This is a genomic window from Hymenobacter antarcticus, from assembly GCF_039539545.1.
Lineage (GTDB): Bacteria > Bacteroidota > Bacteroidia > Cytophagales > Hymenobacteraceae > Hymenobacter > Hymenobacter antarcticus.
On sequence record NZ_BAABDI010000005.1, the window covers coordinates 116,191 to 127,748 of the forward strand.

Sequence of the window (11,558 nt, forward strand, 5' to 3'; positions counted from 1 at the left end):
AGATTGAGAAAATAGGGCACAAAAATTATTGACCGCGCAACCGCTTGTGGTACAGCGCGGCCATGCGCAGCTGAAAGTAATCGTACTTCTCGCGCAGGTGGTCGAACAGGTCGCGCAGCGTGGGTTCGCCGCCGAGCTGGGCGCGGGCGGTGAAGATTTCGGCCAGCTCCGCATCGGAAGCGAAGTCGTGAATGCGCAGCTCGCGGCCCTTGGCGTAGGCGTTGTAGAGGTGGGTTTTCACGGTGCTCAGGGCCAGGCCGCGGCGTTCGGAGATGTCCTCGGGGGTGAGGCCCATCTGGTGGAACTGGATGGTGGCGTCTTCGGAGTCGCTCACGGGCTTTTCGGCGGTAGCTACGGCGGCAGCAGCGGTGCGGGGGCGCGGCTCGTTGAACATGCTATCCGAGTCGGAAGGCACGTACTGCCCGCCGCCGCCGTGCTCCAGAATGAGGCGAATGAAGGCCTCGCCGTAGGTCTCGAACTTCTTCATGCCCACGCCCGAAATACCCAGCATGCCCACGCGGCTCACGGGCCGCTCGGCGGCCATTTCCTGCAGCGTGGCGTCGGAGAATACCACGTAGGGCGGCACGCCCTGCTCGTCGGCAATCTGCTTGCGGAGCTTGCGCAGCTTATCGAACAGCTGCGCTTCGGGGGTGCCGACGATGGCGGTAGCAGCCGCGTTGGCGGCTTTTTTGCCGGCGCGGGTGGGGCGTTCGGCTTTCTCAGCCACCTGAAATTTCTTGAGCGGCAGGTTGAGCTGGCCTTTCAACACCTGGTGGCCGCGCTCGGTGATTTTCAGGGCGTAGCCTTCCTCGTAGGCGATGTAGAATAGGCCGTCGTTCAGCATCTGGTGGATGTAGCTGTACCAGTCGAGGTAGGGCAGGTCGGAGCCCGCGCCGTAGGTCTTTATCTGGTCGTAGCCGCCCTGCAGCACGGCCTGGTTGCGCATACCCCGTAGGATATCAATCAGCAGGGTGATGGCCACCCGCTCGCGGCTGCGGAACACGGCCGAAAGGGCTTTTTGGGCAATGAGCGTCCCATCGAACGTGGTGGGCGGGTTGCGGCAGATGTCGCAGTTGCCGCAGTCCTGCGGCAGGTTTTCGGAGAAATAGTTGAGCAGGATTTTGCGGCGGCAGCTGGCGGCTTCGGCAAACTGCTGCATGCGCTCCAGCTTGGCGGTGTTGAGCTGGGCCTGGCGGGCGGGTACGTCCTTGGTCACCATCTCGCGCATCTGCATCACATCGGCGAAGCTGTAGAACAGGATGGCGGTGGCAGGCGAGCCGTCGCGCCCGGCCCGGCCGATTTCCTGGTAGTAGCCCTCGATATTTTTAGGCAGGTTATAGTGCATCACCCAGCGCACGTTGCTCTTGTCGATGCCCATGCCGAAGGCAATAGTAGCCACAATCACCTGAATATCATCCTGCAAAAAGGCTTCCTGGGCCTTGCCGCGCTGCAAGGGCGTGAGGCCGGCGTGGTAGTGCGCGGCCTTGATGCCCTTGGCGATGAGCTTGGCGGAAATGGTTTCGCAGGTCTTGCGCGAGAGGCAGTAGATGATGCCAGGGTCCTCGGGGTGGCGGCCGATGTAGTCGATAACCGACCCGACCCGGTCCTGGCCGGGGCGCACGTTGAGGTTGATATTCGGCCGGTCGAAGCTGGAGAGGAACACCCGGGGCTCGTGCAGGTTGAGCTGGGTTTTGATATCGCGCTGGGTGAGGCGGTCGGCCGTGGCCGTGAGGGCGATGATGGGCGTGTTGGGGAAGTGCGTCCGCAGCTGGCCGAGCTGGGTGTATTCGGGCCGGAAATCGTGGCCCCAGCTCGAAATACAGTGCGCCTCATCAATAGCAAACAGGCTGATATTGACCCGCGTCAGGAATTGCAGAAAGCCGTCGCTCAGCAGCTTCTCGGGAGAAACGTAGAGCAGCTTGAGGTGCCCGCTCACGGCGGCACGGGCAATGTCGTTAGCCTCGCTCTGGCCCACGCTGCTGTTGATGTAGGCGGCGGCGATGCCGTTGGCTTTCAGGGCTTCCACCTGGTCCTTCATCAATGCAATCAATGGCGAAACCACGATGCAGGTGCCTTCCGAAACCACGGCGGGAATCTGGAAGCAGACCGACTTGCCGCCGCCGGTGGGCATGAGCACCACGGTGTCGTTCCCGGCGAGGATGTGCTGGATAATGTCGCCCTGCATGGGGCGGAAATTGTCGTAGCCGTAGTACCGTTTCAGGGCCTGGCGGGCGGCGGGCAGCAGGTCGGGGGTGGCTAGTTCGGGCATATGGTTCGGGGTAACCTCACCCCCCGGCCCCCTCTCCAAAAAAGAGGGGGAGCCAGATGGGTGCTTGGAAGTGTTTTGGATTAGGTGCTGCTGGATAGTAGCCAGGACTTCATCCAAGTGATGGAGGACTTGCTGGTTGGTGAAACGCAGTTCGCGGTAGCCTAATTCCGTTAGCGTGAAGGTACGGCCGGTGTCGTATTCGGCCTGCTCGGGGGTGAGGTGAATTTCGCCGTCGAGCTCGATGGTGAGGAAGGCTCTGGTGCAGAAAAAATCAACAATGTAGCCTTCGATGGCGTGCTGGCGGCGGAAACGAACACCCAATTTGGTATTGCGCAGGGACTGCCACAATCGGTCCTCGGCTTCGGTGGGCTGGCGGCGGTTTTGGCGGGCGTATTCTTTGAGATGCTTACGCCACGGACGAACTTCGGTGGTGAACACGAAGTTGGCAACATCTTCGGGGCCAGCTGAAATTGGGGGCGGGATTTCCATGTGGGTAAGGTAGGGCGGCCCGGCCGGTTCACCTCACCCCCCGGCCCCCTCTCCTGCGGAGAGGGGGAGCCTGACGACATTTTTATTCCTCTTTTATTCTGCTTCACTATGCAACGTTGCCATCCGCGCCGTCGTGGCTCCCCCTCTCCGCAGGAGAGGGGGCCGGGGGGTGAGGTGATGGCGCCCGCCGGCTCCCCCGATACAGCTCATACTTCAACAGCCGGCAGTCAATCGGCCCATTAAACAACGGTGTCCGTCTGGCCGCCTTCAGCCCGATGCTCTTCGCCGCCTCCAGATTTCCGGTGAACACAAAGGCATCGTAGCCCTGAAAATTCGCCTTCAGCGAGTCGCCAATGGTCTTGTACAACGCGGCCATTTCGGCCTCCTCGCCTATCCGCTCGCCGTAGGGCGGGTTGGTGATGACGATGCCGGGCTCCTGATTGGCCGGGGCCAGGGCGTCTTTCACGTCGCGCACCGACAAGCGAATAAAGTCCTCCAGGCCAGCGGCGGTGATGTTGGCGGCGGCCATGTCAATGGTCTTCGGGTCGAGGTCGGAGCCGGCGAGGTAGGCTTGCGGCTCTTCGAGGCGCTGGGCTTTGGCTTCTTCACGCACCTGGTTCCAGAGCTCGGGGTCGAAATCGTACCAGTTTTCGAAGCCGAACTTGCCCTGGTGGAACAGGCCGGGCGCGATGCGCTGGCTAATCAGGCCGGCCTCGGTGAGGATGGTGGCCGAGCCGCATAGGGGGTCGATGAGGGGCTTTTTGGCATCCCAGCCGGAGAGCAGGACCAGGCCGGCGGCCAGCACCTCATTCAGGGGGGCTTCGTTGGTGTGCTGGCGGTAGCCGCGGCGGTGCAGCGAGTCGCCGGCCGCGTCGAGGCTGAGGATGACTTCGTTCTCCGTCATGCGCAGGTGCAGGCGGATGTCGGGCGTGCGGGTGTCGATGCTGGGCCGTTCGCCGGTGCGGGCCCGGAACTGGTCCACGATGGCATCCTTGGTGAGCTGGGCCACGAAGAGCGAGTGCTCAAACGTGGAGCGGTTGACCACAGGCGTGATGGCAAAGGTCTGGCCGGGCCCGATAAAATCCGACCAGTCGATGCGGCCGACTTCGCGGTACAGCGCCTTTTCATCGGCGGCGTGGAAGGCCGCAAACGGGCGCAGCAGGCGCATGGACAGGCGGCTCCAAAGGGCCACTTCGTAGAGCAGGCGCTGGTCGCCGATAAATTCGACGGCCCGGCTGCCAACGTGCGTAATGTCGGCTCCGAGGTGATACAGTTCGTCGGCGAGCAGTTCTTCCAGGCCGAACTGGGTGGTGGCGGTGAGGTGCATGGCCGCAAAGGTCGGCAAGAACTTGTACCCCGAATTTCCAATTCGGCCGGGGAGGTCGTTCTGGCGGCCGAATTAGAAATTCGGGGCACAAGTTCTCACGGCTTCTATCTTCGCCGCATGGCTACTGCTCCCCTCACCACTACTGTCAGCACCACCGCGCCCGCCCGCTCCTACGCCGGCCCCATGGTGCTGATGACGACCCTGTTCTTCCTCTTCGGGGCGGTCACGAACTTCAACGACGTGCTCATGCCGTATTTGAAAGACGTGTGCCAGCTGACGGATTTGCAGTCCTCGGCGGTGCAGTCGGCCTTTTTTGGCGCGTATTTTTTGATGTCCTTACCCGCCGGCTGGGTCCTGAAAAAGCTGGGCTACCAGCGCGGCATCGTGGTGGGTCTGCTGATTATGGCGGGCGGCGCGCTGCTCTTCATCCCGGCCGCCAACTCGCGGGCCTTCGGCCTGTTTCTCACGGCGCTGAGCGTGTTGGGCGCGGGTATCACGCTGCTGCAAGTGGCGGCGAATCCTTACGTAAGCATTCTGGGGCCGGCGCGGGGCGCGGCGGCGCGGGTGAGCGTGGTGGGCGTGGCCAACAACTTCGGCGGGGCGCTCTCGCCGCTGGTGGGCGGTTTGGTGCTGTTCGGTGGCTCGGTGGCGCTGAAGGCACGGCTGGCTGCCCTGCCCCTGGCTGAGCGGCTGGCCGAAGAATCGCAGCTAGTGAAAGGGCCTTACGTAGGGTTGGCGGTGTTCCTGGTGTTGCTGGCGGCGCTGTTTTTCTTCCTGGTAAAGCTGCCCGACATCGAAGGCATTGCCGAAGATGCCACCGAGGAGGACCGGCCCATGGCGGCAGGGCGCACGTCGGCGCTGGCCTTTCCGCACCTGGTGCTGGGCGTAGTGGCCATTTTCGTTTATGTGGGGGTTGAAGTCGGCCTCGGCTCCTTCCTCATTCGCTACGGCGAGTCGCAGGGAATTCGGCAGCTCTCGGCTTTCACCCAAAGCCTGGTGCAGGGGCTGAACGTGGCCACCAACTACGCGCTGGTGCTGTTCGGCAAGGAGCCGTCGGCTATTGATACCACGGCCGGTTTCACCAAGGGCGTGGGCGCGGTACTGGTGTCGTCCTACTGGTTTGGCTCGCTGGTGGGGCGGCTGGTAGGGATTCCGCTGCTACTGAAATTCAACAACCGCGTCCTGCTGGTGGCGGTGTGCGCGGCCGGCACGGCGCTGGTCGGGGCCAGCATTCTGAGCACCGGCGAAACGGCGCTGTGGCTCATCGTGCTCTGCGGCCTGATGAACTCCATCATGTGGCCCGTGATTTTTCCGCTGGCCATCACCGGGCTGGGCTCATTCACCAAGCAGGGCTCGTCGTATTTGATTATGGCCATCGTGGGTGGCGCGCTCATTCCGCCGCTCATGGGCTGGCTGGCTACCAACGGCGGCGGCCTGCGCGTGGCGTTTGTGGTGCCGGCGCTGTGCTACGTGTATCTGCTGTTTTATGCGCTGAGCGGCTACCGGGTGCGGTAAGTTTTGGCTACGTATTTCTTTCGATTTTGCCAACTCCAACCACTCCCCGGCCCTACTACCTGCTTAGTGCGGGCAACGTAGCCTTGGTTTCGTGCTTAGTGGTCACGCTTACCACGGTGGCGGTCTGGCTTTTTGGCCTCGGGCAGCACCGCACGCTGTATGCAAACTCTCTAATTTCGACCACTATACTATTTTCTGCCTTCCTGACTTTCACTACCGTGGGACTTTACCACGGTGTGAAAGTGCGCGACGACGTGGGCCAACTCACAGACCACATCAGCCGGCGGCACTTCCCCAACCTTGATGGCTTCGGTTCATTCCCCGATTTAGATGTGGATGACGGTGATGGCATTCTGGGTTTTCTAGCAGCCTTACTGATGGCAGTGTTGGCGGCCATCGTCTTGGTACTCGTCGTCTGGCTGGTGGGGGCTTTGCTCTGGACGAGCATTCTCATTTTCGCTGCTATGCTATACGGGGTGTTTTTCCGGGCTTTACGGCTGGTATTCAGAAACTCGAACCGCTGCCGGGGCCAATGGGCTTCCAGCCTGTGGCAGGGCGTTTGGCACGCTAGCTTGTATACGGTTTGGATTTACGGCATCATCTACGCCGCGCATCGTTTGGGCTGAACCTGCGGCTGGTGGGCTGCGGATTTCCGACCTTTGCCCCTGCGTCCAACGTTCCCGCCCCCATGCCGACTCTCGAAGAAAACGTCTCCCTCCGCTCCTACAACACCTTTGGCCTCGATGTGCGGGCCCGCTACTTCGCCCGCTTCGCCTCGGCCGATGCGCTGCGCGAGCTGCTGAAGCTGCCCCAGGTGCAGGCCGCCAACAAGCTCATCCTCGGCGGTGGCTCCAACCTGCTCTTCACCCAGGATTTCAACGGCGTGGTGCTGAAGAATGAGATTCGCGGGCTGGAAATCCTGTCGGAAGACGGCGACACCAATACCGCCCTCGTGCGGGCCGGGGCCGGCGAAAGCTGGCACGGCATGGTCGAATACGCCCTCGACCAGGACCTGAGCGGCATCGAAAACCTCTCGCTCATTCCCGGCACGGTGGGCGCGGCTCCGCTCCAGAACATCGGGGCCTACGGGGCCGAGCTGCGCGATACCTTCGACCATTTGGAGGCCGTCGAAATCAGCACCGGCGAAATGCGGGTGTTCGCGGCCGACGCGTGCGGCTTCGGTTACCGCGAAAGCGTGTTCAAAAACGTGCTCAAAAACCAGTTTGTGGTCACGGCCGTGGTGCTGCGCCTGCACCGCCAGGCCCGCCCCAACGTGCGCTACGGGGCCATCACCGATACCCTGGCCGAGCTGGGCATTGCCGGCGAGCCCACCCCGCAGGACGTGAGCCGTGCCGTGGTCCACATCCGCCGCTCCAAGCTGCCCGACCCCGCCCAGATTGGCAACGCCGGCTCCTTTTTCAAAAACCCCGAAATCTCCCAGGCCCGCTTCGACCACCTCAAAAGCCAGTACCCCGACCTGCCCGGCTATCCCGTGCCCGGCGGCGTGAAGGTGCCCGCCGGCTGGCTCATCGAGCAGGCCGGCTGGAAGGGCCTGCGCCGCGGCCCCGGCACCGGCACCCACGGCGTGCACGACCGTCAGGCCCTCGTGCTCGTCAACCACGGCGGGGCCACTGGCAGCGAATTGCGCGCCCTGGCCGAGGAAATTATTGCCGCCGTCCGCCAGCAGTTTGCCGTTGAGCTTCACCCGGAAGTTAACATTTTGTGAATTTTTGACATTCGGAAATAATTCCCTCCCAAGGGGGCGCATATATCGGTTTATCCCGATTTTGTCCTGAGCTTTGCAGAAGCACCTCCGCTATCGGTCTGCTTATTTTACAATTCACGATAATGACTAAACCGCTCCTTATTGCCTGCCTGCTCATTGGTTCTGCGCTTGGTGCCCAGGCTACCCCACCCAACGGGCCCGCCGTGCCCCCGGTACTCACCGTGAAAGCCGCTCGGGCCCTGGGTCCCGGCAGCACGGTTACCGTTCGGGCCGTGGTGCTGAATGGGGCCGAAATGGGCAACATCCGCTACGTGCAGGATGCCGATGCGGGCCTGGCGCTCTACGCCCAGGCGGCCAAGCTAGCCGGGTTTGGCGAGCTGCGGGCCGGCGACAGCATTCAGGTCACGGGCCAGCTCAAGGCCTACAACGGCCTGCTGGAGATGGACCCCGTGACCTCGTTCCACAAGCTGGCGAGCGGCGTGCGGATGCGGGCCGTCCAGGTGCCCGTGGCGCAGGCCACGGCCGCTTTTGTCGAGGCTAATGAAAGCCGTTTGCTGGAAATAACCGGCGTGAAGCGCCTCCAGACGCCGGCGGGCACGCCCGCTACCACGCTGGCCGGCAACGCCAACTACCTGCTCGACGGCATGCCGGGCACCCTGGTGCGCATTGTGGCCGCCAGCACCGGCCCCGAGGGGCTGGTCGATGTCGCGCCGCCCACTACCGAGTCTTTTGATGTGCGCGGCATCATGAGCCAGTACGCGCCCAGCGGCACCGGCGGCTACCAGCTGCTGCCCCGCCTGGCCTCCGACCTGGTGCTGGGCAGCGGCCTGCCCCGCCTCACCGAGGAGGCTGTGCCCGTGAACGTGAGCAATAACGGCTTCACCGTGCTGTACTCGACCCTGAACCCGGGCGATACCCGCGTGCGCTACGGCCTCAACGCTAAAGAGCTGAAAGAAACGCGCACCGATGCCGCCCTCACCACCAAACACAGCATTACGCTGAGCGACCTGATTCCCGGCACCACTTATTACGTGGAAGTGAGCTCGCGCAATGCGGCGGGCACCGAAACGGCTCCGGCCGTGCCGTTCATCACCAGCAGCGGCAAACGCCAACGGACGGGCACCAAAAACTAGCGCCGCTAGTTGGGTCGCTGGCGGGCCGTTCCCCGATGCGTTCGGCTGAAATTCAGCACCTTTGCACTTCGGCTTGGTTCCAAAACTTTCTCCCGTATTCTTTTTTATCTCATTTAATTTTATGAAAAAATTTACCCTTCTGGCTCTGCTAGCGTGTGCCACCTCGTGGCAGGCCGTGCAGGCCCAAACTTCCATTACCATTGCGGCGGCGCGGGCCCAGGCTCCGGCCACCAACAGCACGGCCGGCCCCACCGTTACGGTGCGCGGCATCGTGACGAATGGTAACGAGCTGGGCTCGGCGGTGAGCATCGTGCGCTACATTCAGGATGGTACGGCCGGCATCGCGGTGTACACCACGGGCGGGGCTACCGGGCCCCTGGTGAGCGCGCTGGTTCCCGGCGACAGCATTCTGGTAACGGGCGGCCTGAAAATGTTCCGCGGCCTGCTCGAAATCGACCCCATCACCTCGCTGACCGTGCTGGCCGGCAACCGGCCCCTGCCGGCTCCCGTGGTTTTCACGTCGGCCAGTGCCGCTGCCGCTTTCGCTGAGCAATACGAAGGGCAGCTCATCCGCATCAACGGCCTGACGTCGGTGAACACGACCGGCGGCGGCACGGTGACTTCGTTTTCGGCCAATACCACGTACCGGCTCAATAATAACGCCACGCTGGCTACTTACGTGCCCACCAACTCCAACGGGGCCGATGGCCTCATTGGCAAGCCCAGCCCCACGGGCACGTTCGATGCCGTGGGCATCATGAGCCAGTATACTTCCTCGGCGGCCGGCACCACCGGCGGGTTTCAGCTGCTGAACCGCAAGTATGCGGACTTCATCCAGGGCAACACGCCTAACCTGACCAGCAGCCCCGTCCCGACCAATATCAGCACCACGGGCTTCACGGTGGGCTTCAACACCCAGAACTCGGGCAATACCCAGATTCTGTATTCGACCTCGCCCACGCTGCCCGCTGCCAGCACCACCACCCTCACCAGCGCTACGCTGCGCACCCAGCACAGCTTGGCCATTACGGGCCTGCAGCCCGCCACGGTATACTACGTGCAGGCGGTATCGACCAACGCCACCGGCCGCTCCGAGTCGCGCGTGGTGCCGATGATTACGGCTTCGCTGTCGTCGGGCCGGATGAGAACGTACTTCACCCAAACGGTGGACAACACGCTGGCCCTGCCCGGCAACAACGCCGTACAGGCCGTGAACGGCAGCATTGCTGACACGCTGGCCCGCTACATCGGCCGGGCCCAGCAAACGTTGGACATCACCATCTACAACTGGAACAGCGCCACCATCGTGAACGCCGTGAACGCCGCCAAGGCCCGCGGCGTACTGGTGCGCGTGATTTACGAAGATGACAACGCCAACGTGAGCATCGCCAGCCTGTCGTCGACCATTCCGCGCATCTTCCGCCCGGCGGGCGGCACCGCCAACACCACCAGTATCATGCACAACAAGTTTGTGGTGATTGATGCCAACAGCACCAACCCCAACCTGCCAATGGTCTGGACGGGCTCGACCAACTGGACGGGCGCGCAGCTCAGCACCGACCGCAACAACGCGGTGACCGTGCAGGACCAGAGCCTGGCCCGGGTATACACCATGGAATTTGAGGAAATGTGGGGTAGCAGCACCGCTACGCCCGGTACTTCGCTGTTTGGCTCGCGCAAAACCGACAACACGCCGCACTACCTCGTTATCGGGGGCAAGAAAGTGGAGTCGTGGTTCTCGCCGACCGACAACGTGAATAGCCGCCTCATCGAAACCATTCGCACGGCCGACTTCGACCTGCACGTACTCTCGATGCTCGTAACCCGCGCCGATATCGGCCGCGCCGTGGCCGACCAGGTTTCGCAGCGCGGCATTGGCACCTGCTCCGACGGCCTGACCAACGACACCAGCGGCGTGGCCGGCTTCGTGTTCCGCACCATCCGGGCGGGCATGGGTACGCGCTACCTGCTCGATAACCGCCCCGGCATCATGCACCACAAAACCCTCATCGTGGATGCCGGCGCTTCGCAGTCGGACCCCACGGTGTTTGTGGGCTCGCACAACTGGACGGCTTCGGCCGATGTCGAGAACGACGAAAACACCCTCGTTATTCACGATGCCCGCATCACGAACCAGTACTACCAGGAGTATGCGGCCCGCATCGCCTCCCAAAACCAGGGAGTAACCCCGTGCCGCCTCGTGCTGGCTACCCGCAGCGGGACCGTTCAGGCCAGCACGCTCCAGGTTTATCCTAACCCGACGCGTGGCAGCTTCCAGGTTCGCCTGGCCAGCACCACGGCCCGCACCGCCACCATCGTGCTGCGCGATGCCACCGGCCGCGTGGTCCTCACCCAGACCCAGGCCCTGACCGGCAACGACCTGGCCATCGACGCTACGGCGCTAAAATCGGGCCTGTACCTGGTGCAGGTAACGACGCCCGAGTCGACCCAGGTTAGCCGCGTGGTAGTGCAGTAATTATCACCCTAGAATTACCCTAAAAAAGGCGGCTCCCGAATTGGGGGCCGCCTTTTTTGATTCGATAATGATTACTTCACTCGATGGTAAAAACCAGGGCCAGGGCTCGCCGAATTTGGTTCATTGCATCGGAATCAATAGTTCCGATTTTCTTTACCAGCCGCTCCTGCGCAACTGAGCGCACCTGAAAACAATCGGCTGCGGAAGGCTTACTTAATTTATTGAGCCGGTCGGGCACCACTTTTACCATCCAGGCTGCCACCGAATACCGGTCTTTCCAATCAGTTAACGGCACAACAATTTTGAGTGGCAAACGGCCCAGCGTGTTATCGTTGACAATAATGGCGGGACGGGTTTTGCTGATTTCTGAGCCAATGGTGGGGTCCAGATTTATCAGCCAGAATTCACTTTGCTTCATAAAAGCTGTCAACGTCAATTTGGGTGAATGCCGTGAGGTCAGCATCAGCAGCATAATCCTGGTACAGCGCATCGACGGCCTGGGCGAGGCTGCGCTGCTTATCCTGCCGAATTGACCTAAGCGTTTTTTCAACGACCAGTAGCCGTTCAGTCCACGGCAGCTTGCTGATTTCCCGAATGATGAGGGCAGTTGTCATATACCAAAT

Annotated in this window: 9 protein-coding genes; 5 read left to right on the plus strand and 4 right to left on the minus strand. The window is 62.2% G+C overall.

Annotated features, from left to right (window positions below):
* Nucleotides 1-25: 25 nt before the first annotated feature.
* Both recQ and ABD819_RS05870 read right to left on the minus strand, forming a co-directional pair.
* The gene (recQ, locus tag ABD819_RS05865) at nucleotides 26-2,758 is read right to left on the minus strand and encodes a DNA helicase RecQ (protein WP_345122002.1); all 2,733 of its coding nucleotides are present in this window, start codon (nucleotides 2,756-2,758) and stop codon (nucleotides 26-28) included.
* A 106-nt stretch (nucleotides 2,759-2,864) separates the two neighbouring features.
* A complete protein-coding gene (locus ABD819_RS05870; protein ID WP_345122005.1) occupies nucleotides 2,865-4,085 on the minus strand; it encodes a THUMP domain-containing class I SAM-dependent RNA methyltransferase in 1,221 nt (406 codons plus the stop codon).
* 117 nt (nucleotides 4,086-4,202) lie between these two features.
* Here ABD819_RS05870 and ABD819_RS05875 point away from each other — a divergent pair, with 117 nt between their 5' ends.
* The 5 genes from ABD819_RS05875 to ABD819_RS05895 all read left to right on the plus strand — a co-directional run bounded on the left by ABD819_RS05875 (nucleotide 4,203) and on the right by ABD819_RS05895 (nucleotide 10,935).
* Nucleotides 4,203-5,600 carry a sugar MFS transporter gene (locus ABD819_RS05875; RefSeq protein ID WP_345122007.1) on the plus strand — a complete coding sequence of 466 codons (1,398 nt, stop codon included), beginning with the start codon at nucleotides 4,203-4,205 and terminating at the stop codon, nucleotides 5,598-5,600.
* 98 nt (nucleotides 5,601-5,698) lie between these two features.
* Nucleotides 5,699-6,226, plus strand: a complete 528-nt coding sequence (locus ABD819_RS05880) for a hypothetical protein (RefSeq protein WP_345122009.1) — start codon at nucleotides 5,699-5,701, stop codon at nucleotides 6,224-6,226.
* 62 nt (nucleotides 6,227-6,288) lie between these two features.
* Nucleotides 6,289-7,326 carry a UDP-N-acetylmuramate dehydrogenase gene (gene murB, locus ABD819_RS05885; protein WP_345122011.1) on the plus strand — a complete coding sequence of 346 codons (1,038 nt, stop codon included), beginning with the start codon at nucleotides 6,289-6,291 and terminating at the stop codon, nucleotides 7,324-7,326.
* Between the two features lie 122 nt (nucleotides 7,327-7,448).
* The gene (locus ABD819_RS05890) at nucleotides 7,449-8,459 is read left to right on the plus strand and encodes a hypothetical protein (protein ID WP_345122014.1); all 1,011 of its coding nucleotides are present in this window, start codon (nucleotides 7,449-7,451) and stop codon (nucleotides 8,457-8,459) included.
* 121 nt (nucleotides 8,460-8,580) lie between these two features.
* Nucleotides 8,581-10,935, plus strand: a complete 2,355-nt coding sequence (locus tag ABD819_RS05895) for a phospholipase D-like domain-containing protein (protein WP_345122016.1) — start codon at nucleotides 8,581-8,583, stop codon at nucleotides 10,933-10,935.
* 76 nt (nucleotides 10,936-11,011) lie between these two features.
* On the opposite strand, the gene ABD819_RS05900 is transcribed toward ABD819_RS05895, so the two are convergent.
* Nucleotides 11,012-11,407, minus strand: coding sequence for a type II toxin-antitoxin system PemK/MazF family toxin (locus ABD819_RS05900; protein WP_345122018.1), 396 nt, complete (start codon nucleotides 11,405-11,407; stop codon nucleotides 11,012-11,014).
* Nucleotides 11,340-11,549 carry a hypothetical protein gene (locus tag ABD819_RS05905; protein ID WP_345122020.1) on the minus strand — a complete coding sequence of 70 codons (210 nt, stop codon included), beginning with the start codon at nucleotides 11,547-11,549 and terminating at the stop codon, nucleotides 11,340-11,342. Before ABD819_RS05905 ends, ABD819_RS05900 begins: the two co-directional genes overlap by 68 nt.
* Nucleotides 11,550-11,558 lie beyond the last annotated feature (9 nt).